Here is a 20,996-nt window from a genome sequence, read left to right as displayed (position 1 = left end):
TTGCCTGTAATTCTTAGAGCGCTTCGGCGCCGGAGATGATTTCGACGAGTTCGGTGGTGATCGCGGCCTGGCGCGTCCGGTTATACTGGATGCTGAGCCGGTTGATCATGTCGCCCGCGTTGCGCGTGGCGTTGTCCATCGCGTTCATGCGGCTGCCCTGTTCGGACGCGGCATTTTCGAGGAGCGCGCGGAAGATCTGGATCGCGACGTTACGCGGAAGCAGGTCGGCGAGGATCGATTCCTCGTCGGGCTCATATTCCACGGCCGCACCCGAACCCGTATCGGCGCTGCTCTCGGGAAGCGGCACGGGGATGATCTGCTGGCCCGTCGGGATCTGGACGAGCGCCGACTGGAACTTCGCGTAGAACAGGTGCGCGACGTCGAACTCGCCCGCCTCGTAGCGGCGGATGACATCCTCGGCGAGCGCCTGCGCATCGGTGAACGCGACGTTCTTGATGTGGCCCATCTCATGATCGGCGAGGATCTGCTTGGCGTGGAAGCGCTTGATCACCGCGCGACCCTTCTTGCCGGCGATGTAGAACTTCACGGTCTTGCCGGCTGCGACCAGCTCGTCGGCCTTTTTGCGTGCGGCGCGGACAATGTTGGTGTTGAACGCGCCCGCAAGGCCGCGCTCCGAGGTCGCGACGATGATCAGGTGAACCTGATCGCTGCCGGTGCCCGCTAGGAGCTTGGGGCTCGATGCGCTGATGGTCACCTTGGAGGCAAGGCTGCCCATCACCTTTTCGAGGCGCTCGGCATAGGGACGACCGGCGACCGCCGCTTCCTGCGCGCGGCGCAGCTTGGCGGCGGCGACCATCTTCATCGCCTTGGTGATCTTCTGCGTCGACTTCACCGAGCCGATACGGATCTTGAGGGCCTTGAGGCTAGCCATGTGTCCCTACATTCGTCCCTTTTAGCACCCCGGCGAAGGCCGGGGTCCAGTCTGGGTCCCGGCCTTCGCCGGGACACACGGTTTCTTACGCGAAGGTCTTCGCGAACGCGTCGAGAGCAGCCTTGAGCTTGCCCTTGACCTCGTCGCCCAGATCCTTGGTCTCGCGGATCGTCTTGAGCACGCCGGCGTGATTGGCGCGCAGATCGGCCAGCATCGCTGCCTCGTAACGCGTCACCGCCTCGACCGGGATAGTGTCGAGATAGCCGTTGGTGCCCGCGAAGATCGACGCCGTCTGCTCCTCGAAGGGCATCGGGTTGAACTGCGGCTGCTTGAGCAGCTCGGTCAGGCGCGCGCCGCGGTTGAGCAGCTTCTGGGTCGAAGCGTCGAGGTCCGAGCCGAACTGCGCGAAGGCAGCCATTTCGCGGTACTGCGCGAGCTCGAGCTTGATCGAGCCCGACACCTTCTTCATCGCCTTGGTCTGCGCGGCCGAGCCGACGCGCGACACCGACAGACCCACGTTGATGGCAGGGCGGATGCCCGCGAAGAACAGATCGGTCTCGAGGAAGATCTGGCCGTCGGTGATCGAGATCACGTTGGTCGGGATGTACGCCGAAACGTCGCCCGCCTGGGTCTCGATGATCGGCAGCGCGGTCAGCGAGCCATTGCCGTTGTCGTCGTTGAGCTTCGCAGCGCGCTCGAGCAGGCGGCTGTGGAGATAGAAGACGTCGCCGGGATAGGCTTCGCGGCCCGGCGGGCGGCGCAGCAGCAGCGACATCTGACGATAGGCGACGGCCTGCTTGGAAAGGTCGTCATAGACGATCACGGCGTGCATGCCGTTATCGCGGAAATACTCGCCCATCGTCACGCCGGTGTAGGGCGCGAGATACTGGAGGGGGGCCGGCTCCGAAGCGGTCGCGGCGACGACGATCGAATATTCCATCGCGCCATTTTCTTCGAGCTGCTTGACGATCTGCGCAACCGTCGAGCGCTTCTGGCCGACCGCGACATAGATGCAATAGAGCTTCTGGCTCTCGTCGTCGCCCGCGTTGGCCGCCTTCTGATTGATGAAGGTGTCGATCGCGACGGCGGTCTTGCCGGTCTGACGGTCGCCGATGATCAGCTCGCGCTGGCCGCGGCCGACGGGGACGAGCGCGTCGAGCGCCTTGAGGCCGGTCTGCACGGGCTCGTGCACCGACTTGCGCGGGATGATGCCCGGCGCCTTGACTTCAACGCGCTTGCGCTCGGTGTACTTGATCGGGCCCTTGCCATCGATCGGGTTGCCGAGGCCGTCGACGACGCGGCCGAGCAGGCCCTTGCCGATGGGGACGTCCACGATGGTGCCCGTGCGCTTGACGGTGTCGCCCTCGCGGATCTCGCTGTCGGTGCCGAAGATCACGACGCCGACATTGTCGGCTTCGAGGTTGAGCGCCATGCCCTGGATGCCGTTGGCGAACTCGACCATCTCACCGGCCTGGACGTTGTCCAGCCCGTGGATGCGGGCGATGCCGTCACCGACCGAAAGCACGGTTCCGGTTTCGGAAACCTGGGCTTCGGTGCCGAAATTGGCGATCTGGTCCTTGATGACCTTCGAGATTTCTGCGGCGCGGATATCCATGTTCAGCCTTTCATCGCGTGCGCGAGGGAATTGAGACGGGTCTTGATCGAGCTGTCGATCATCTGCGAGCCGATCTTGACGACGAGGCCGCCGAGAATGGCGGGGTCGACGGAAAGATCGACGGAAACGTCGCGGCCGACGCGGGTCTTGAGCTGCGTCTTGAGCTCGGTGACCTGTGCGGCGGTAAGCGGGTGCGCCGAAGTGACCTCGGCGGTCATCTCGCCGCGATGGTTCGCGGCAAGCGTGGTGAAGGCGCGGATCACGTTGCCGAGTTCGCCGAGGCGGCGGTTGCCCGCGAGCACGCCGAGGAAGTTGGCGGTCAGCGGATCGAGCTTCAGTGCCTTGGCCGATGCGGCAACACCCTTGCCCGCGTCGGCGCGCGAAAGCAGCGGGCTCGTGGTGAGCTGGCGGAAGTCATCCGAGTCGGACAGCGCGGCCTTGAGCGTGGCGAGGCTCTTTTCAACAGCCTCGATCTTGTTCGATTCGCGCGCCAGCTCGAAAAGAGCAGTGGCGTATCGCCCTGCTAAGCTGGCCTGAATGCCGCCGGAAGTCTCCACGCGCCTTGTGTCCCCTAAGAACAAACGGAATTGGCCCCATGCGAAAAGGGGGCGGCAACCGCGCCCCTATCTGGGTCGGGCGGCTGCTAGCATCGGTTGTGCTGCGATGCAAGATGCGTAACCGCCGTCGATCGGGGCCGATCAAGAACGATCGCAGACGCAGACGGAGGACGCCCGCTGTCATTGAAGTGTAACACAAAATTAACCCTGCTTTCAGCATTCGCTGCGAGAGGCGGTGCCGGGGCAAATCGAAACCGGGTCGCAATTACGATGAAAATGGAATCTGGCTTCGCGCGCGTCCGTCGCACCGCGGTGCGGTTTGGGCTCGACGGGTCGATCAAGGGGCGGCTTAAGCTGATCCTGAGCGCGCTGCTCGCGATTCAGGCGGTGCTGGTGCTTTCGCTGGTGGCAAGTACGGTCGCGACGCAGAGTGCAGTCTCGACGCTGCTCGACGATCGCATCCAGCCGATGAGCGACGTCCAGGCGGTCTCGAACGGCTATGCCGAGGCGCTGGCGATCGCGAACAAGGTGCGCAGCGGCAACATGTCCGCGGCAAGCGGGGTCGGCGCGGTGCAGGCGGCGACCGCCGAGGCCGACGCCGCGTGGCAGAGGTTTCGCTCCAGCGATCTCGGCACGCGCCGCGCCGGCGATATCGCGCGAATCGAACTGGCGCGCGCCGAGGCCGAGCGCACGACCGCAAGGCTGGTGGCGATGCTGCGCTCAGGGCGCATCGAGAATCTCGACTTCTTCGTCAGCGGCCCGCTCTACGCGGCCGTCGATCCGTTGATGGCGAGCAGCCGCGATCTCGTAGGGGAACTGCGCGCCGACGCGGCGCATGAGGGGCGATTGCTGAAATGGGGCTTCCTGTTCGCCTGGGCCATCGCGCTGTTGCTGACGCTCATCGCGCTCTGGATCGGTTTCTGGGGCGTCAAAACGGCGACCAGCGAGATCAACGGGCCGCTTGAGGATATCGCGGCGGCGACGAGGCAGATCGGGCTGACCGGGGGGAGCGTAGCCATTCCGGGGCTCGAGCGTCGCGACGAGATCGGTGACATCGCCCGTGCGTTGCTGTTCGCGCGTGAGCGCGCGGGCGAGGCGCGGCGGCTCGAGCAGGAAGCGCTCAGGATCGAGAGCGAGTTGCGCGCGAACGACGCCGAGATGCTGCGCAGCAAGGATCGCCGTGCCGCCGAACTCGACGCGCTGTTCGCGCGCTTCGAACAGGATATTGCGCGAATCGTCGCCAATCTGGTGCAGGCGGGCGGCGACATGCGCGCGGCCGCCTCGGCGGTGTCGAGCGAGGCGGGGGTGTCCGAAGCCTATGCGCTATCGGCGGCCACGCTCGCAGACCAGACCGCGACGACGGTGCGCGTTGTTTCCGATAGCGGGCAGGCGCTGGCCGAAGCGATCGCGCGCATCCGCGACCATGCCGATGAAGCCCGCGCAAATGCGCGGACGGTGCGCGACCAGGCGGCGAACAGCAAGCACCGCGCGACCCGGCTCGGCGATCTGGTTTCCGAGATCACCGACGTGCTCACGCTGATCACGGGGATCGCCAAGCAGACCAACCTGCTCGCGCTCAATGCGTCGATCGAGGCGTCGCGCGCGGGGCAGGCGGGGGCGGGCTTCGCGGTCGTCGCCGATGAAGTGAAAGGGCTGGCGCGTCAGACGCAGGCGGCGGCCGCTACGATCGGCGAGCGCCTGGGCACGATCGGTGCGACCGCGAGCGACGCGATGCAGAGCTTTCACCAGATCGATTCGCTGGTCACCGGGCTCGAACAATCGGCCGAAGTCATCGCGCACGCGGTCGAGCAGCAGAGCAACGCGAGCCGCGAGATCGTCGGCTCGATAGCGCTCGTCGATTCGGGCAGCCGTGAGACCGCCAGTTCCATGATCGGGCTGCGGGGGCGCGCAGAGGCCGCGCGCCGCATGGCCGCCAATCTCAGCGCGACTGCTGACGATATTGCGCACCAGACCGAGTATCTGCGTGGTGAGATCGCACGGATGGTGGAGGGCGTGAAGGCCGTCTAGGGTGCGCTACGAGATTGATTCAGTTGCGTCACCCTGAACTTGATTCAGGGTCCATGAACACTGACGACGCAAGACCTGATGATGCGGTGTTCATGGATGCTGAAACAAGTTCAGCATGACGATACAATTCAATCGAGGCCCTTTCGTTTACGCGCGCAACGAGGAGTTCGAGAAAGCCGGATGACCGAAATGGATGGACCCCGCCTGACGCACGACCGGATCAGCACATGTTTCGGCGAGCTGGTGTTGGTGAGTGACGAGGAGGGTGTGCTCCGCGCATTGTCGCTGCCGGGTCGGGATAGCTGGCTCGAGGGATCGCTGCGCCGGCAATATGGCACAAACGTCAGCCGCGAAGGCAAGGCACCCGCGGCGATCAAGGCGGCGCTGGCCGATTATTGCGACGGGGACATGAGCGCTTTGTCCCGCATCCGCTGGACGACGCGCGGCACGGCGTTGCAGCAGCGCGTATGGGACGCGCTCTACGCCATCCCGGTCGGCGAGACGACGAGCTATGCCGCGCTCGCCGCCAGCATCGGCAGCCCCGATGCGGTGCGCGCGGTGGGGGCAGCCAATGGCGCCAATCCCGTGGCGATCGTGGTGCCGTGCCACCGCGTCGTGGGAAGCGACGGCTCGCTCACCGGCTTTGGCGGAGGTCTGCCGATGAAGATGGCGCTGCTGCGCCACGAAGGCGCAAACGTCGCCGAACTGCGAACGCGCGACCTGTTCGACTGATCAGAGAACGCGGTTCGAATCGAACAGCCGCGTGAGGCCGAGCAGCGCGTCCATATAGGGCGTCGCGATTCCGACGCGCTGGCCGATCGCTCGCGGCGCGGCGAGCAGCGCGTCGAGCTCGATGGGACGCCCTGCCTCGACATCCTGCAGCATCGACGTCTTGAACGCCCCCAGCTTGCGCGTGACCAGCATCCGATCCTCGCCGCTCTCCGCGATCGGACAGCCGATCGCTGCCCCGATTTTGGCGGCCTCGGCCATGATCTGGAGCGCGAAGGCGGACACGAGGTCGTCATCAAGAATGCGGTCGGCGGTGGCGCGCGTGAGCGCGGAGATGGGGTTCATCGTCATGTTGCCCCAGAGCTTGTACCAGATGTCCTGCTGGATCCGGTCGCTCGTCGTGATGTCGAGCCCGGCTTCGCGGAACAGCGTAGCGACGCGTTCGAGCCGATCGGTCATCGCGCCCGAAGGCTCACCGAGGATCAGCCCCTTGCCGAAATGGCGGTGGACGACGCCGGGTTCGGGGGAGGCGCAGGAGGCGTGGACGACGCAGCCGATCAACTGATCGCCGGGCAGCACCGCCCCGATCGCGCCATCGGGATCGAGCGATTCGGGACGCAGCGCGGGTTTGTCGCCGAGGAACCACCAGGGCACGCCGTTGAGCATCGGAACGATCACCGTGCGCGCGTCGATCAAAGGTCTTATCGCCTCGGCCGCTGCGCGCAGCGCGGGCGCCTTGACCGCGATGACGAGCAGGTCCTGCGGGCCGAGGTCCGTGCTGTTGTCGGATACCGCGACCGGCGCCGCGATGCTGCCCCCGTCCTCGTGCAGCAGGAGGCCGTTCGCGCGGATCGCGGCGAGCGTCGCCCCGCGCGCCAGCACCGAAACGGGCGATCCCGTGTCCGCCAGCTTTGCACCGATCCATCCGCCGATCGCGCCGGCACCGACTATTCCGACCTTCATGCGGCACGCCTCGCCACAGTTTCGCTTTGAACGCAAGGTGCGGGATGATCGCGGCGCGGCCATGCACTAGATAGGACGCATGAGCACCGAAACCCTCATCGACGCCGATCTGGCATGGGCCGCCTTTGAGCGCCGCGACCGCAGCTTTGACGGCAAGTTCGTTGGCGCCGTTAAGACCACGGGCATCTATTGCAAGCCGAGCTGCCCCGCGCGCCATCCCAAGCGCGCGCATGTCAGCTTCTTTCGCGACGGCGAGGCGGCGCGGGCGGCGGGCTACCGCGCCTGCCTGCGCTGCAAGCCCGATGAGGTGGGACGCGAACGCGTTGCGGTCGCGCACGCGATCGAACTGCTCGAGGCGGCCGAGGAGCCGGTCTCGCTCGACGAACTTGCCATGCGGGTCGGCTATGCCCCGCACCATTTCCACCGCCTGTTCAAGCGCGCCACCGGCGTGACCCCCGCCGCCTATGCGCGGGGATTGCGCGCCGGCAAGGCCGCAGAGGCGCTATCGACGGAGGACAGAGTGACCGATGCGATCTATGAAGCGGGCTATTCAGGGCCCAGCCGTTTCTACGCCGAGGCGGGAAAGCGCCTTGGCATGACGCCGAGCGCGTGGAAGCGCGGCGGCGCGGGCGTGACGATTCGCTGGGCCGTCGCCAGAACAAGCCTTGGCCCGCTGCTGATCGCGGCGACCGACAAGGGGCTGTGCCGCGTGTCGTTCGAGGAGGGCGAGGAGGCGCTGAAGGCGCGTTTCCCCAATGCCGACATCCAGTCGGGCGGCAAGGCGCTCGCCGAACTGGCGGAGAAGGTCGTCGCCGAGGTCGAGCATCCCGAACGCCATCATGACCTGCCGCTCGACGTGCAGGGCACCGCGTTCCAGGAAGCTGTCTGGCAGGCTCTGCGCGCGATCCCGGCGGGCGAGACGCGCAGCTATGCCGATCTGGCGGCGGTTGCGGGCAATCCGCGAGCGGTTCGCGCGGCGGGAACCGCGTGCGGTGCGAACCACCTTGCCGTCGTCATCCCCTGCCACCGCGTGCATCGCAGCGACGGCAGCATGGGCGGCTATGCCTATGGCATCGAGCGCAAGGTCGAACTGCTCAAGCGCGAGGGCGTGGAATGAGCGGCTATGCGATCACCGGGCTCGACCCCGCACCCTTCGCGCCGCTTTACGGGCTCGACGACGCGGCGCTGGCCGAACGCGGCGTGATCCGGATGCGATCGGACGCGGAGGTGGGCTTTCCCTGTCGCGTGACGCTTGAGGACGTGCCGCCCGGTGGCGCCGTGCTGCTGCTCAACCATGAGCATCTGCCCGTCGATACGCCCTATCGCTCGCGCCATGCGATCTTCGTCCGCGAAGGCGCGCGCGAGGCGGCCCACTACGAGAATGCGGTGCCGAAGCAATTGGCCGTCCGGCTGCTCTCGGTCCGCGCCTTCGATGCGCGGGACATGATGGTCAATGCCGATGTTGTCGACGGTGTTGATCTGGAGCCGCTGATCGACCGGATGTTCGGCGATCCCTCGGTCAGCTATATCCATGTGCACAATGCCAAGCGCGGCTGCTTCGCAGCGCGCGTGGACCGCGCCTGATCCAGGTTGTGAACGCATGAGCCGGGATGGCTGCTGACGCCCAATTTCAGATATACCGTCCGAGCCCTCTCCCGCCTTCGCGGGAGAGGGCTCAAGCCGATGACTGCAAACCACCACATAGCGGGCACCGGCCCTCTTAGAACAAGCTCAACTGATCCCCCTGCGGCGGGCGGAACAGGTCGTGTCTTAGCGGTGGGCGTTCGTTCTGATTGAGGCCGTTCTTGCGACAGGCAAGCTTGAAGCGGGTCCGCAGCAGTTCCGCCCACGCGCCCTGGCCGCGCATGCGGCTGTTGAAATCGGGGTCATTGTCGCGCCCGCCGCGGATTGACCGGATGATCGACATCACCTTGCCCGCGCGCTCGGGGAAATGTTCGTCGAGCCATGCCTTGAAGAGCGGGGCGACCTCGAAAGGGAGCCGGACGGGAATATAGGCCGCATGCGACGCGCCGGCCTCGGCGGCGGCCTCAAGCAGATGCTCCACCTCATGATCGGTGATGGCGGGAATGACAGGCGAGAGCGAGACGGTCACCGGAATGCCCGCGTCGCTCAGCCCCTTCACCGCCGCCAGTCGTTTCGGCGGACGCGGCGCGCGCGGCTCCAGCGTCATCGCGATCTTCGGGTCGAGCGAGGTGATCGACACCATGACCGAAACCAGACCCTTTTCCGCCATCGGCGTCAGCAGATCGAGGTCGCCCAGCACACGATCCGATTTGGTGGTGATCAGCAGCGGGTGGCTGGTTTCCGCCAGCACCTCGATGCATTGCCGCGTCACATGCCATTCGCGCTCGATCGGCTGATAGGGATCGGTATTGGTGCCCATCGCGATCGGGGCCACGACATAGCCCGGCTTCATCAGTTCCTTGCGCAGCAGCGTCGCGGCATCGGGCTTCACGAACAGCTTCGTCTCGAAATCGAGGCCGGGTGACAGGTCGTGAAAAGCGTGCGTCGGCCGCGCGAAACAATAGATGCAGCCATGCTCGCAGCCGCGATAGGCGTTGATCGAGCGGTCGAACACGACGTCGGGCGAGTTGTTGCGCGTGATGATCGTTTTTGGATGTTCCACGGTCACCGTGGTGCGCAGCGGGGGCGGGGCGCCGTCGAGCGCTTCGCGATCGTCGAGCCAGTCGCCATCGACCACACGCTCGGGCAGGTTGAAACGGCCGCTCTCGCGGTTGAGCGTGGCGCCGCGCGCAGGGCGAAGCTTCGAGTCCATTGATTCATGATGCGCCCAGACGTGGAACATATCAAGAACAATTCCCCGTCTGTCATTCCCGCGAACGCGGGAATCCATACAGTGTCTGACACCACTGGAGACTTTTCCGGCATCGCATGGATTCCCGCGTTCGCGGGAATGACAGCGGGAGGGGCGGTCTGCCTACCGCTCCATGAGCCGCGGCATCAGCTCGACGAAGTTGCAGGGCTTGTGGCGGCTGTCGAGCTGGCTGGCGAGAATGCCGTCCCAGCCGTCCTTCACGGCGCCCGTCGAGCCCGGCAGCGCGAAGATATAGGTGCCGCGCACCACGCACGCGCAGGCGCGCGACTGGATCGTCGAGGTGCCGATCGTCTGATAGCTGAGCCAGCGGAACAGCTCGCCGAAACCGGGAATATCCTTGCCGCCCAATCGCGCCAGCGCTTCGGGTGTGACGTCGCGGCCGGTGACGCCCGTGCCGCCGGTGGTCAGGATGCAGTCGATGGCTGGATCGTCGATCCATCCGTGGAGTCGCGCGACGATGGTGTCGATATCGTCGCGCACGATCGCGCGGTCGGCGAGCACGTGGCCTGCGCTTGTCAGCCGCTCGACCAGCAGGTCGCCCGACGTGTCCTCCTCGGGCCCGCGCGTGTCGGAGATCGTCATCACCGCGATATGGACCGGGCGGAACGCCCGGCCTTCGTCAATCGGCACTTTGCGTCCTGTTCGCCGCGTCCATGCGCACTGCTGTCGCGCCGCGAAGCCCCGGGAAGCGCGGCCACATGCCCTGCGCCATCGCCGTCAGGCTGGCGGATTTGTCGCCCGCATTGCGCTGGTACATCCAGTAGTTGCGCAGCACGATCGTGACATAGCCGCGCGTCTCCCAATAAGGGAGCGACTCGATATAGAGCAGCGGATCGCCGCGATCGATATTGCGGTAATTCCAGTCGCGCACGGGCGCGGGCCCTGCGTTATAGGCCGCAATCACCTTGGGCAGCAGCCCCTGCGTCCCGTCGAAATCGCGCAGATATTCAAGGTAGCGCTGGCCGAACTCGATATTGGTCGAGGGGTTGCTCAGCGCCTCGCGCGAGAAATCGCCGCCCCGGTCGCGCGCCATGTGCCGCGCCGCGGCGGGCATCACCTGCATCAGGCCGTAAGCGCCCGCGGGGCTTACGACGTCGCGGCGGAAGTTCGATTCCTGGAGCGCGTGCGCGAACACCAGCGACTTGTCGACACGCCAGCCGCCATCGGGCGTCCAGTCGGGCGCGGGGTAGCGCGCGGTCACGGTCGGCTGAGCGCCGCTCGGGCCGTTATGCGCGAGCCAGATCTGCGTCTCGGGCAGGTTGAGCCGCGCGGCGAGATTGCAGAGCGCGGCGTGATCGGCGCGCGTTCCGATGCGCGCCTGATGCCGAAGCGTCTCGTCGGCCAGCTTGTATTCGCCGATCTCGCTCAGCGCGATCGCCGCGCGAACATTGTCGAGCCGGGACAGGCGCTTCCAGTCCGCGCTCAGCATATCGCGCGCGTCATCGTGCGGATCCGCGCCCAGCGCCTGCGCGGCAAGCAGGCCGTAAAAGGTTTCGTCGTTGCGCGCCGCGCTGCGCAGCAGCGGCTGGACCTTTTCGGGCTCGCCATTGGCCATATAGGCGCGCGCCGCCCAGAACTGGCCCGCCGCGCGGAATTCGCTGTCGGGCCCGCGCGATGCAACGGCCTGGAAGGCAGCGGCGGCCGCCTGGAAATCCTGCGCGCGCCAGCTTGCCAGACCGACCACCCAATCGGCATGCGCGGCCCATTCGCCCGCACCGCGCTGCGCCTTCGCGGCGAGTTGCCGCGCGGCCTGATCGTTGCCGATGATGTAGTAGGACCAGGCGATACGCTGTTGCCATTCGGTGAGCGCCTGCGGGCTGAGCTGGCCTTCGACCTCGGCAAGCAGCGCCTCTGCGGTCGCCGGGTTATTGTCCTTGATGAGCGGCAGGACCCTTACGCTGAGCGCGTCGGAAACGGGATCGCCCTTCGTCGCGGATGCGCGCCCGCGCAGCGGCTTGCCGCCGAGCCAGACGAGGCGCTGGCCCTGCGCTATGTCGGGCAGTGTGGTCGCGCCGCGCGTGCTCGCCAGCCGACCGATCTGCGCGGCCTTGGGCATGTCCGGCGCCTGTGCGACCAGCGCCAGCAACGGATCGAGCTCGACCTTGGGAGAGCCCTTGGAGAGATAGAGTTCGGAGCGAACTATCGGCGTCAGCAGCCCGTCCTTCGCTGCATCGAGCCGGGCGGCGGCCTCGGGCCAACGGCTGGCGCGAATGTCGGCAAGGGCGGCGCGATAGAGCTCGCGCTCGGAGGGCGAGAGCTGGCGGGGCAGGGCTTCGCGTACCGTCTTGCGCGCCGAAACCTGCACGCCCTCATTCGCGGCGATCGCGGGATGCGCTGACAGCAGCAGCACGGCGCTGGCAAATATGGGTGTCAGCTTCATTCGATACCCTCAATAAGCAACCGCAGATCCCGCCAGCTATCCGCCTTTCGCTGCGGATTGCGGAGCAGAAAGCGCGGCGCGAACGTTGCAACTGCCTCCATATTGACGCCGTCATGGTTAACGGCGTGTAAGCTTCCGCGCGCCGCTACGAGATCCATCCCGAGAACCGCACGGCTGGCCGCCTGTCCCATCAGCAATAATCTGCGCGGACGGACGAGCGCGACATGATGTTTCGCAAATGCACCGATCGCTTCGGCGCACTGGGCATCGATCCCGCCGCCTGCGGGCCGCGTGAGGGTGAGCGAGGCCAGCCAGATCGAATCGCGGCTCCGCCCGATCGCGGCGAGCATTCGGTCGAACAACCGGCCCGCGTCATCCGAAAGCAGGGCGCCGGCGTCGGAATCGCCCGGCTCGGGCATGTCGACGAGCACCATCAGCGCCGATGAAACATCGCCGGAGGGAAAAATTCTGCGCCCCTTGGGCGAGCCGTCGGGCAACGCCTCGGCCTCTTCTAGCCATGCGCGAAAGGCCGGCATCGTTCGGGGCGTCACCGGGGCGGGTGCTGATTGCGGGATTTCTGCCGACGCTACGGCAGGGGCGCGCGGTTCCGCGAGCCAGTTGCGCGGTGCCTCGTCGACAAACATGTCGACGCCGGCATCTTGCCACCAACCCAACAGGCTCTGCGCAGATAGCGCGTCCATGATTTCGGCCCCCGCTTCCATCACAAACACTAGAGTCAGAGGTTGACGGCGGGGTCAATCTAATTGCACGGGCGTTGATGACAAAGCGTTGTCCGGACGCGATGACAGGAATCCTGCGCGCCGGCCTTAGAGGGAAGCGGAAGATGAGCGAACGGGAATCGATGCCCTATGACGTCGTGATCGTGGGCGCGGGGCCGGCGGGTCTGGCGGCGGCGATCCGGCTGAAACAGCTTGCAAATGAGAAGGGCAGCGAGCTGTCGGTCTGCGTGCTCGAAAAGGGCTCGGAAGTCGGCGCGCACATCCTCTCGGGCGCGGTGGTCGACCCCAAGGGGCTCGACGAGTTGCTGCCCGAATGGCGCACCATGGGCTGCCCGATGGCAGAGGTTCCCGTTACCGAGAACCATCACTGGGTGCTGACCGCGACGGGCAAGTTCGAGATGCCCCACGTCATGATGCCTCCCTTCATGAACAACAAGGGAACCTATACGGGCTCGCTCGGTAATCTCTGTCGCTGGCTCGCCGAACAGGCCGAGGGGCTGGGCGTCGAGATCTTCCCAGGCTTTGCGGCTGCAGAAGTGCTCTTCAACGAGGACGGTTCGGTCAAGGGCGTGGCGACGGGCGACATGGGCGTGGCGCGCGATGGCACGCACAAGCCCGACTACCAGCCGGGCCTCGAACTCCACGCCAAATACACCTTTTTCGCGGAAGGGGTGCGTGGGCACTTGACCAAGGAATTGAAGCGCATCTTCGATCTCGAGGCAGACTGCGAACCGCAAGTCTATGGCATCGGGCTGAAAGAGCTGTGGGACATCGATCCCGCCAAGCATGTGCCCGGCCGCGTGATCCACAGCCAGGGCTGGCCGCTCGACGACGCATGGGGCGGCGGATTCCTCTATCATCAGGCGAACGGCCAAGTCGCGCTCGGCTTCGTCGTCGCGCTCTCCTATTCCAACCCGAACCTCTATCCCTTCGCGGAATTCCAGCGCTGGAAGACGCATCCCGAGATCCGCAAGATTCTCGAGGGCGGAAAACGCGTCTCCTATGGCGCGCGCGCGATCAACGAGGGCGGCTGGCAATCGGTGCCCAAGCTCGTTTTCCCCGGCGGTGCGCTGATCGGTTGCTCCGCGGGCTTCGTCAACGTGCCGCGCATCAAGGGCAGCCATACCGCGATGAAATCGGGCATGCTCGCGGCCGAAGCGGCGTTCGAGGCGATTGCAGCCGATCGTGCGGCCGACGAACTGTCGACCTATCCCGACGCGCTCAACGCAAGCTGGGTGGCGAAAGAGCTCAAGATGGTTCGCAATGTCGAGCCTTCGGTTTCCAAGTTCGGCGGCTTTTTCGGCACACTCTTCGCCGGCATCGACATGTGGATGCGCTATCTGAAGATCGGTCTGCCCTTCACCTTCGGGCACAAGCCCGATCATACGAAGCTGCACCGTGCGGATCATGCGAAGAAGATCGATTATCCCAAGCCCGACGGCGTGTTCAGCTTCGACCGGCTGTCCTCGGTGTTCCTGTCGAACACCAATCACGAGGAAGATCAGCCCTGCCACCTGACGCTGAAGGACCCCGAGGTTCCGATCAGCTACAATCTGCCGCTTTATGACGAGCCCGCGCAGCGTTACTGCCCGGCGGGCGTCTATGAGGTCGTCGGTCAGGACGAGGGCAATCCGCGCTTCCAGATCAACGCGCAGAACTGCGTCCACTGCAAGACCTGCGACATCAAGGATCCGACGCAGAACATCAACTGGGTGGTGCCCGAAGGCGGCGGAGGCCCCAACTACCCCAATATGTGAATAAAAAAGCTCGGCCGGCGCGAAGCGGGCCGAGCTTCAGAACTTCGGCGTGCGGTTTACCGCCCGCCGATGTCTTTCAGTTAACCGCAGCCGGCAACGGTTCCACCATCGCGGCCGGCCTGACCTCGGCAACCGGGGCGGGCGTTGCGACCACGGGCTGTACGACCGGGGCTGCTGCTGCGGCCCGGAGGACCACCGGCAGAGCCTCGCGCGTGTGTGCCTTGAGCTCACGCCCCTGCGGGATGCGCGCGCTCTTGCCCGTGATGAAGACCGCGAAGACGCCGACCGCAACGACGCCCGCGACCGTGGCGACCGTGTTGCCTTCGCCTTCCTGGCGGTATTTGCCCTCGATCGGCACGCGGCGGCCGTTCAGGTCGAGATAGCGAAGCTCGATATCCATCTTGCCCGACTTGCCGAAGGCACCCTTGCCCGTCCTCCAGGTGACCTCACCGACGCCGCGCGTTCCCTTCGGGATCACCACATAGTCGCCCAGGCGAACATCGTGCGCGACCGTCATCGAGAAATTATGCCCTTCCTCGACCTTCTTGCTCGTCAGCTCCTCGTTCATGCTGAGCAGCAATTCGGTATTGGCGGGCAATTCCAGCGCGGGCGCCGCGATTACCGACGGCGTCACCATGACGGCCGGAACGGCTTCGGGTGCGGCGGGTGCCGGGATGGGCGCCTGAGCCCAAACAGTCGAATTTATGAGCGCGACACTCAGCGTCGCGCACAGCGTGCGTGCTTTCATGATTCCCCCCTTTTACGCCCTCGAATCCCCCGTGGGCGGTGCGACACCGTGGCTAAGGTCCTCCTCATTATCAATTGATTAATCCCGGTTGAGGCGAAGTATTGCAGCGCCGCGTGCGCGCTGCAGGGAACCCGCCGGCGGTTCGCCGGTTTCCTTGTCTGCGCCGGCAGCTTCCGGCGAAGTCGACGGAGAAACTCATGCGTGCATCGGTCCTTCAAGGCGTAATCGCCGCGTCGCTCGTGACGACGCCCGCAATGGTTCAGGCGCAGACCACGACCCCACCTGGCGCGGCCGTCCAAAGGCTTTCGCTTGCGCAGTCTCCCGCGGTACGCGCGGGCGCGCCTGCAACACGACAGAGCAATGCGGAAGGCAACAACTGGGGCTGGATCATCGGTGCGGTCGGGCTGGTCGCCGGCGTGGCATATGCGCTCATCGAGGGCGATGACGACGACGACGATCTGCCGGCGAGCCCCTGACACGGATTGCTGAGAATGGCGCACAGCGTCCTTGCGCGCTGTGATGCCGGTTTGGACGAACGTGAGGCCCCTGAACGCGCTTCGGCATAGGCGGCTGGCCGACGCAGCTTGACGTGCGCGCTGTCGGCGGTCGCAGGGCCAGCCTCTGCATTCTAATCGATGTCTATGTCGCTGATGATAGGTGAGGGCTCAAGCGCGCAGCAAGTTGGCAACAGGGGGCCCCTACACCCGGGTCGCAAAGGAGATTGGAGCCCCCCGCTGCCAATCCGGCCGGGTCACCTAGCCGGTGGATGATTAATGACAGGCTTGTGGCCGATTGAAAAGAAACATTCATGCATTTGATCAAATTTTCTTAGTATTGACACTCGTGTAAGAAATTCAGTCAAACGAAATCTCTTCGCGCGGCCTAATACTGAAAAAGCATCTTCTCGAATTCATTGTATAATCCATTTCGGCGCGACGGGGTATACGATTCGGGAAAGCAACGTTTCCGGCGCGACGCCCAGAGATGCGCCCCTTGCTAATCTTGCTCCGGCTACCGGTGTCAGTTGCTCATCCTGCGCGCGGAGCATAGCTGACGATCTCAAATTCGATTCTGTCATGGTCGAGGAAGTAGAAGCGCCGGCCCGGTGCATAGTCGGCATGCGCGAAGGGAGTGAGGCCAGCCGCCTTTACCTTGGGCGCCGGTGCAACGATGTGACGCGGCGCTTGCCTGCACAGGGCTGCCATGGTGTATGCTGGTGGCGGCCCGCGGTCCGCGGTTGCCGCGTCGGAGTGCCCCACTGGATGTTCGCCCGGTTATTCGCCACGTCGAAATACGTTGTCGCACCCGCGTTGATCGCGGCGGTCGCGTTGTCGTCGCCCGCGGCGGCGAACCGGCCCGATGCGGAGGCGATGGCGCATTATGTCCGTGCACGGCTAGCCGACAATGCGGGCGAACCGATCGCGGCTGCATCGGGCTATGCCGCGCTGCTCGTCGCCGATCCCGGCGACCTCACCATGGCGCTGCGCACCTATCGCGGGGCGCTGGCGGCGGGCGATTCGGCGCTCGCGCTCGACGCGGCGCGGATACTGGACGCTCGCGGGGCGCTTCCACCAGACGGGCGGTTGTTGCTGTTCGCCGATGCGCTGTCCGCCGGCGACTGGACCGCTGCGCGCAGCGCGATCGCGGCCATGGAGAAGGAGGAAATTTTCGCCTTTCTGACGCCGATGCTGCGCGCCTGGACCAATTTTGCGGCGCGCGACGGCGCAACCATCGATTTGCTCAGGACGCGGACGACAAGCGCGCTCACCTCTGCATATAAAGGCGAGCAGGAGGCGCTGCTGCTGCTGGCGCAGCGCAAGGGCGATGAGGGTGCCACAAGCTACAAGGCGTTGACCACGATCGGCGCGGGCGCGACCGAAGTGGCGGTGCGCATTGCTGTGGCCAGCCGGCTCTCTGCGCTCGGCGAACGGCGGGCCGCGCTGGACCTGCTTGGCGGCAACGACGCAACGATCGAGGCAGCCCATGCGCTGCTCGCTAAACGCAAGAAGCTGCCCGGCGGCGCGGCCACCGCGAGCAAGGGCGTTTCCCTGCTCTTCGCGCGGCTGGCGGAAGATATCGGGCGGCAGGACCGCCCCACGCCGATCGCGCTTTCGATCGCGCGGATTGCGCTGCAGCTCGATCCGACAAGCGATGTCGCGCTGCTGCTCGTTGCCGAGATGATTGGCGCCAAGGGCAACCCCGACATCGCGTTGCCGCTGCTCGACCGGATCAATCCCAAGGGGCCGTGGACCGGAGCGGCGCGCGACGCGCGCGTGCGCATTCTTGTCGATGCCGGCGAACCGCAGCGCGCGCTCGAGACCGCCACCGCCGCGACGCTCGCGCGCGGTGCAACCATCGGCGATTTCACGCGGCTTGGCGAACGCTATGCCGAACTCAAGCGCCATACAGAGGCAGCGGCAGCTTATGATCGGGCGCTGGCCATGGCGGAAAAAAGCGAAGACGGCGCGGGCTGGGCGCTTTGGCTGCTGAAGGGCAGCGCGCATTACGAGGCGGGCGACTGGCCGCAGGCGAAGGCTGCGTTGACGCGGGCGGCCGAACTTGGCCCCGATCAGGCCGTCGTGCTCAACTATCTTGGCTATGCGAAGCTCGAATATCGTGAGGATCTGGAAGAGGCCGAGCGCCTGATTCAGCGCGCCAGCCAGCTTGCGCCGCAGGATCCTGCGATCGCGGATTCGCTCGGCTGGGCCTATTTCATTCGCGGCAATGTTCCAAAGGCGCTGGAGGCGCTGGAGCGCGCGGCAGCGGCGGTGCCCGACGAGCCCACCATCAGCGAACATCTGGGCGACGCCTATTGGACGGCGGGGCGCAGGATCGATGCGCGCTATGCGTGGACCGCGGCGTTGGTCAATGCCGATGGTCATGTTGCCGAACGCATCAGAGCCAAGCTTGATATCGGGCTGAAGCCCGAAAACGCCGCGCCCTGACGCACGCGATGCTGATTGAAACCGCCTGGGCCAAGGTCAACCTGGCGCTCCATGTCCGCATGCGGCGCGCTGACGGGTATCATGACATCGAAAGCCTCTTCGCCTTTGCCGAGGATGGCGACGTGTTGAGTGCCGAGCCTGCGGACGCGCTCTCGCTCGCAATCCAGGGCCCCTTCGCGGAGGCGCTAGAGCCTTTCCCGGCAAGGCGAAATCGCCTTGCCGGACAAGAAAGGCTCTCGATCCAACATCTTGAGCACTTCCCGACCGAAAAACCGGTTTCCACTTTTTCGGGAAGTGCTCTAGCGGACGAGGCCGCCGACAATCTCGTGCTGCGCGCCGCGCGGGCGCTCGCAACGACATTCTCGATCGATGCCGGTGCGCGTCTGGTGCTTGACAAGCGCGTTCCGGTGGCGGCGGGTCTGGGGGGCGGCTCGGCTGACGCTGCGGCGGCGCTGAGGCTGCTCGCGCGCCTGTGGCGCATCGACGCGAACGATCCTCGCGTCGGGGCTATTGCGGCCGAACTTGGCGCTGACGTCCCCGCATGCTTCGCGAGCCGGACGTTGCGGGGAGAGTCGCGCGGGGACGTGCTGCTGGCGGCAGACGGCGTCGCGCTTTCTGGCATGCCGCTGCTGCTCGCCAATCCGCGGATTCCGCTCCCTACTGGCCCAGTGTTCAAGGGCTGGGACGGTGTCGATCGCGGCCCGCTGGGGCAGGGGGACCCGCTCAAGGCGGCGCTTGAGGGGCGCAATGATCTGCAGCCGCCCGCGATTGCGCTGGTGCCCGAGATCGGGCCGCTGGTGACGATGCTGGGTTCGTTGCCCGGAGCCGTGCTCGCACGGATGTCGGGGTCGGGCGCAAGTTGTTTCGCGCTGTTCGATACGCCCGCGGCGCGTGCGGCTGCAGCCGGCGCGCTGCGTGCGCGGTGGCCCGATTACTGGTGTCTCGAAACCGCACTGAAATGACCCGGGCGTCCCGGTTCGGGACGGAGGTGCAAGACCTATCTCGCGCGAATTTCCGGTTTTCGCGGCTGGCACGGCGCTTGCGGCGCGTCCTCGCGAACGGATCGGGCGCGCGGCGCCCCGTCCGCGGATGATCCACGCCCCGCGCGGCGTGCATCATGGTCGGGGCGGCGAGCCTTGGGGCTGCCGCCCCGATGCCTTCGAGCCTGATCGGTTGAAGTGGAAGCGCTACGCGCTTCCGATGAAGGCGTGAATCAGGCTCCATTCAAATAGTCCAGGACACGTGACAAATCGCGGAGCGCGCGTCACTAAGGACGACATGTTCGACCTTGCGCTTGATGAGCCCGTCGCCCGGCTCAGCCTCAACCGGCCCGAAGCCCATAACGCCATCCCGCAGGCCGGTTGGGCCGAGCTTGAGAGAGTGCTGGACAAACTCGCGGTGATACGGCCGCGCGTACTGCTCCTCCATTCGCACGATCCCGGGCAGTTCTGCGCGGGCGCCGATCTGGGGGACCTTGCCGAACTGGCCGGCAACGCCGAGGCGCGGCGTGACATGCGCGCCACCATGCGCGCCGCGCTCGACCGGCTGGCAAGCCTGCCATTCCCCGTCATCGCCGCGATCGACGGTGCGTGCTTCGGCGCGGGGGTTGCGCTCGCGCTCGCCTGCGATGTCCGCGTCGCCGGGCATGGCGCGCGCTTCTCGATCCCGCCCGCGCGGCTGGGCATCGGCTATCCGCACGAGGATGTCGCGCGGCTGGTCGGGCTGATCGGCTGGGGGCAGGCATCGCGCATGCTGTTCACCGCGACCCCCTATGATTCGACGCAGGCGCTTGCCATGGGGTTGGTGGAGATGGCCGATGGCAGCGCCTGGGCAGCCGCCAACGAACTTGCAACGACGATTGCGGGCAACGCGTCGGGCAGCATGGCGATGCTCAAGCGGTCGATCGCGCTCGCCGCGGCCGGAACATCGACGAGCACGGAGATGGACGAGGCTTTCGAAGCGAGCTTCGCAAGCGACGAATTTGCCGAGCGGATGGCGGTGTTGCACGCCCGCCGTTCTCCGGGCGGTGGGCGATGACACCGCATCATGTCGCGGGCAACCACGACTCGGGCTTGCTCATCATCGTCGACCACGCTTCCAATCATGTGCCCGAAGACGTCGATCTGGGTATCCCTGCTGAGCTGCTCGGCGAGCATATGGCGATCGACATCGGCACCTGGGATCTGTGTCACAGGCTGGCCGAGCGTCTGTCTGCACCCGCGCTGCTCGCGACGGTTTCGCGGCTCGTGGTCGATCTCAACCGCGAGGCCGATCACAACACGATCATTCCGCTGCGCAGCGACGGGCACGAGATTCCGGGCAATATCGGTCTGAACGATGATGAGCGGCATGCGCGTATCGCGCGCTTCTGGCATCCCTATCACGACGATATCGCGCGCCGCATAACCGACTACGCGCCGGCCATGCTCGTCTCGCTTCACAGTTTCACCCCGTCGCTCAGAAGCGATCCGGATCAGAAGCGACCATGGCAGATCGGCGTGCTTTACAACGGGGATGACCGCGCCGCGCGGATCGCGATCCCGGCCTTCGAGGCGGCGGGGGTCGTGACTGGCGACAATCTTCCCTATTCAGGCAAGGTGTTGAACGCGACGATGAACCGCCACGCAGAGGGGAACCATATGCCATATCTCGGCATTGAGGTGCGGCAGGATCTGATCTCCGATCCGGCGGGGGTCGAACGCTGGGCCGACATAATCGCGCCGATCATCGCTGAAACGCGCAACGGGGTTGCGTCAGGACGGGCTTTCGGGACATAGGCGTGCGC

At 65.8% G+C, this 20,996-nt stretch carries 20 protein-coding genes; 10 read left to right on the top strand and 10 right to left on the bottom strand.

Going from position 1 to position 20,996, the window contains the following annotated elements:
- Positions 1–13: 13 nt before the first annotated feature.
- From D3876_RS16495 to D3876_RS16485, 3 genes are all read right to left on the bottom strand, one after another.
- Positions 14–892 carry a F0F1 ATP synthase subunit gamma gene (locus D3876_RS16495; RefSeq protein WP_119764366.1) on the bottom strand — a complete coding sequence of 293 codons (879 nt, stop codon included), beginning with the start codon at positions 890–892 and terminating at the stop codon, positions 14–16.
- A gap of 85 nt (positions 893–977) precedes the next feature.
- Positions 978–2,507, bottom strand: coding sequence for a F0F1 ATP synthase subunit alpha (atpA, locus tag D3876_RS16490; RefSeq protein WP_119764364.1), 1,530 nt, complete (start codon positions 2,505–2,507; stop codon positions 978–980).
- A gap of 2 nt (positions 2,508–2,509) precedes the next feature.
- Positions 2,510–3,064 (bottom strand): F0F1 ATP synthase subunit delta, encoded by a 555-nt coding sequence (locus D3876_RS16485; RefSeq protein WP_119764362.1) that lies wholly within the window; start codon positions 3,062–3,064, stop codon positions 2,510–2,512.
- A gap of 270 nt (positions 3,065–3,334) precedes the next feature.
- Between D3876_RS16485 and D3876_RS16480 the strand changes: the two genes are divergently transcribed.
- Positions 3,335–5,092 carry a methyl-accepting chemotaxis protein gene (locus tag D3876_RS16480; protein WP_119764360.1) on the top strand — a complete coding sequence of 586 codons (1,758 nt, stop codon included), beginning with the start codon at positions 3,335–3,337 and terminating at the stop codon, positions 5,090–5,092.
- A gap of 189 nt (positions 5,093–5,281) precedes the next feature.
- On the top strand, positions 5,282–5,824 hold the full coding sequence (locus D3876_RS21075; RefSeq protein ID WP_119765573.1) for a methylated-DNA--[protein]-cysteine S-methyltransferase: 543 nt from the start codon (positions 5,282–5,284) through the stop codon (positions 5,822–5,824).
- Here the strand turns inward: D3876_RS21075 and D3876_RS16470 are convergent, their stop codons facing one another.
- Positions 5,825–6,784, bottom strand: coding sequence for a 2-dehydropantoate 2-reductase (locus tag D3876_RS16470; RefSeq protein WP_119764358.1), 960 nt, complete (start codon positions 6,782–6,784; stop codon positions 5,825–5,827).
- Between the two features lie 79 nt (positions 6,785–6,863).
- Here D3876_RS16470 and ada point away from each other — a divergent pair, with 79 nt between their 5' ends.
- Entirely contained in the window at positions 6,864–7,901 is a 1,038-nt protein-coding gene (ada, locus tag D3876_RS16465) for a bifunctional DNA-binding transcriptional regulator/O6-methylguanine-DNA methyltransferase Ada (RefSeq protein ID WP_119764356.1), read from the top strand.
- Positions 7,898–8,368 (top strand): DUF1203 domain-containing protein, encoded by a 471-nt coding sequence (locus tag D3876_RS16460; protein WP_119764354.1) that lies wholly within the window; start codon positions 7,898–7,900, stop codon positions 8,366–8,368. The genes ada and D3876_RS16460 overlap by 4 nt, the downstream gene beginning before the upstream one ends.
- Before the next feature lie 136 nt (positions 8,369–8,504).
- Here the strand turns inward: D3876_RS16460 and D3876_RS16455 are convergent, their stop codons facing one another.
- The 4 genes from D3876_RS16455 to D3876_RS16440 form a co-directional block, all read right to left on the bottom strand.
- Entirely contained in the window at positions 8,505–9,581 is a 1,077-nt protein-coding gene (locus D3876_RS16455; RefSeq protein ID WP_119765571.1) for a PA0069 family radical SAM protein, read from the bottom strand.
- 162 nt (positions 9,582–9,743) lie between these two features.
- Positions 9,744–10,271, bottom strand: coding sequence for a molybdenum cofactor biosynthesis protein B (gene moaB / locus D3876_RS16450; protein WP_119764352.1), 528 nt, complete (start codon positions 10,269–10,271; stop codon positions 9,744–9,746).
- The gene (locus tag D3876_RS16445; protein ID WP_119764350.1) at positions 10,261–12,021 is read right to left on the bottom strand and encodes a lytic transglycosylase domain-containing protein; all 1,761 of its coding nucleotides are present in this window, start codon (positions 12,019–12,021) and stop codon (positions 10,261–10,263) included. The genes moaB and D3876_RS16445 overlap by 11 nt, the downstream gene beginning before the upstream one ends.
- Entirely contained in the window at positions 12,018–12,722 is a 705-nt protein-coding gene (locus D3876_RS16440; RefSeq protein WP_119765569.1) for a uracil-DNA glycosylase family protein, read from the bottom strand. The genes D3876_RS16445 and D3876_RS16440 overlap by 4 nt, the downstream gene beginning before the upstream one ends.
- Before the next feature lie 143 nt (positions 12,723–12,865).
- On the opposite strand from D3876_RS16440, the gene D3876_RS16435 reads away from it, so the two are divergent.
- Positions 12,866–14,518, top strand: coding sequence for an electron transfer flavoprotein-ubiquinone oxidoreductase (locus D3876_RS16435; RefSeq protein ID WP_119764348.1), 1,653 nt, complete (start codon positions 12,866–12,868; stop codon positions 14,516–14,518).
- 76 nt (positions 14,519–14,594) lie between these two features.
- Here the strand turns inward: D3876_RS16435 and D3876_RS16430 are convergent, their stop codons facing one another.
- The gene (locus tag D3876_RS16430) at positions 14,595–15,266 is read right to left on the bottom strand and encodes a hypothetical protein (protein WP_119764346.1); all 672 of its coding nucleotides are present in this window, start codon (positions 15,264–15,266) and stop codon (positions 14,595–14,597) included.
- 197 nt (positions 15,267–15,463) lie between these two features.
- On the opposite strand from D3876_RS16430, the gene D3876_RS16425 reads away from it, so the two are divergent.
- On the top strand, positions 15,464–15,742 hold the full coding sequence (locus tag D3876_RS16425; protein ID WP_119764344.1) for a hypothetical protein: 279 nt from the start codon (positions 15,464–15,466) through the stop codon (positions 15,740–15,742).
- Positions 15,743–16,294: 552 nt separating this feature from the next.
- Here D3876_RS16425 and D3876_RS16420 read toward each other — a convergent pair.
- On the bottom strand, positions 16,295–16,471 hold the full coding sequence (locus tag D3876_RS16420; RefSeq protein WP_420801970.1) for a hypothetical protein: 177 nt from the start codon (positions 16,469–16,471) through the stop codon (positions 16,295–16,297).
- 57 nt (positions 16,472–16,528) lie between these two features.
- Between D3876_RS16420 and D3876_RS16415 the strand changes: the two genes are divergently transcribed.
- The 4 genes from D3876_RS16415 to D3876_RS16400 all read left to right on the top strand — a co-directional run bounded on the left by D3876_RS16415 (position 16,529) and on the right by D3876_RS16400 (position 20,988).
- Complete coding sequence (locus tag D3876_RS16415; RefSeq protein WP_182912041.1) at positions 16,529–18,211, top strand: tetratricopeptide repeat protein; 1,683 nt, start codon at positions 16,529–16,531, stop codon at positions 18,209–18,211.
- An 8-nt stretch (positions 18,212–18,219) separates the two neighbouring features.
- On the top strand, positions 18,220–19,173 hold the full coding sequence (locus tag D3876_RS16410) for a 4-(cytidine 5'-diphospho)-2-C-methyl-D-erythritol kinase (RefSeq protein WP_119764340.1): 954 nt from the start codon (positions 18,220–18,222) through the stop codon (positions 19,171–19,173).
- Positions 19,174–19,453: 280 nt separating this feature from the next.
- A complete protein-coding gene (locus D3876_RS16405; RefSeq protein ID WP_238475418.1) occupies positions 19,454–20,248 on the top strand; it encodes an enoyl-CoA hydratase/isomerase family protein in 795 nt (264 codons plus the stop codon).
- Positions 20,245–20,988 carry an N-formylglutamate amidohydrolase gene (locus D3876_RS16400; RefSeq protein ID WP_119764336.1) on the top strand — a complete coding sequence of 248 codons (744 nt, stop codon included), beginning with the start codon at positions 20,245–20,247 and terminating at the stop codon, positions 20,986–20,988. Before D3876_RS16405 ends, D3876_RS16400 begins: the two co-directional genes overlap by 4 nt.
- Positions 20,989–20,996 lie beyond the last annotated feature (8 nt).

Source organism: Sphingomonas cavernae, assembly GCF_003590775.1.
Taxonomy (GTDB): Bacteria; Pseudomonadota; Alphaproteobacteria; order Sphingomonadales; family Sphingomonadaceae; genus Sphingobium_A; species Sphingobium_A cavernae.
The sequence above is the reverse complement of the archived record's forward strand: the minus strand, read 5'-3'. Positions and strand labels throughout refer to the sequence as shown.

Coding starts and splice junctions, on each gene's coding strand:
- D3876_RS16495 (WP_119764366.1), bottom strand. CDS start 892: ATGGCTAGCCTCAAGGCCCTCAAGATCCGTATCGGCTCGGTGAAGTCG.
- D3876_RS16415 (WP_182912041.1), top strand. CDS start 16,529: ATGTTCGCCCGGTTATTCGCCACGTCGAAATACGTTGTCGCACCCGCG.
- D3876_RS16400 (WP_119764336.1), top strand. CDS start 20,245: ATGACACCGCATCATGTCGCGGGCAACCACGACTCGGGCTTGCTCATC.
- D3876_RS16420 (WP_420801970.1), bottom strand. CDS start 16,471: ATGGCAGCCCTGTGCAGGCAAGCGCCGCGTCACATCGTTGCACCGGCG.
- D3876_RS16455 (WP_119765571.1), bottom strand. CDS start 9,581: ATGGACTCGAAGCTTCGCCCTGCGCGCGGCGCCACGCTCAACCGCGAG.
- D3876_RS16440 (WP_119765569.1), bottom strand. CDS start 12,722: ATGGACGCGCTATCTGCGCAGAGCCTGTTGGGTTGGTGGCAAGATGCC.
- ada (WP_119764356.1), top strand. CDS start 6,864: ATGAGCACCGAAACCCTCATCGACGCCGATCTGGCATGGGCCGCCTTT.
- D3876_RS16470 (WP_119764358.1), bottom strand. CDS start 6,784: ATGAAGGTCGGAATAGTCGGTGCCGGCGCGATCGGCGGATGGATCGGT.
- D3876_RS16435 (WP_119764348.1), top strand. CDS start 12,866: ATGAGCGAACGGGAATCGATGCCCTATGACGTCGTGATCGTGGGCGCG.
- D3876_RS16430 (WP_119764346.1), bottom strand. CDS start 15,266: ATGAAAGCACGCACGCTGTGCGCGACGCTGAGTGTCGCGCTCATAAAT.
- D3876_RS16425 (WP_119764344.1), top strand. CDS start 15,464: ATGCGTGCATCGGTCCTTCAAGGCGTAATCGCCGCGTCGCTCGTGACG.
- D3876_RS16460 (WP_119764354.1), top strand. CDS start 7,898: ATGAGCGGCTATGCGATCACCGGGCTCGACCCCGCACCCTTCGCGCCG.
- D3876_RS16410 (WP_119764340.1), top strand. CDS start 18,220: ATGCTGATTGAAACCGCCTGGGCCAAGGTCAACCTGGCGCTCCATGTC.
- D3876_RS16480 (WP_119764360.1), top strand. CDS start 3,335: ATGAAAATGGAATCTGGCTTCGCGCGCGTCCGTCGCACCGCGGTGCGG.
- D3876_RS16445 (WP_119764350.1), bottom strand. CDS start 12,021: ATGAAGCTGACACCCATATTTGCCAGCGCCGTGCTGCTGCTGTCAGCG.
- D3876_RS21075 (WP_119765573.1), top strand. CDS start 5,282: ATGGATGGACCCCGCCTGACGCACGACCGGATCAGCACATGTTTCGGC.
- atpA (WP_119764364.1), bottom strand. CDS start 2,507: ATGGATATCCGCGCCGCAGAAATCTCGAAGGTCATCAAGGACCAGATC.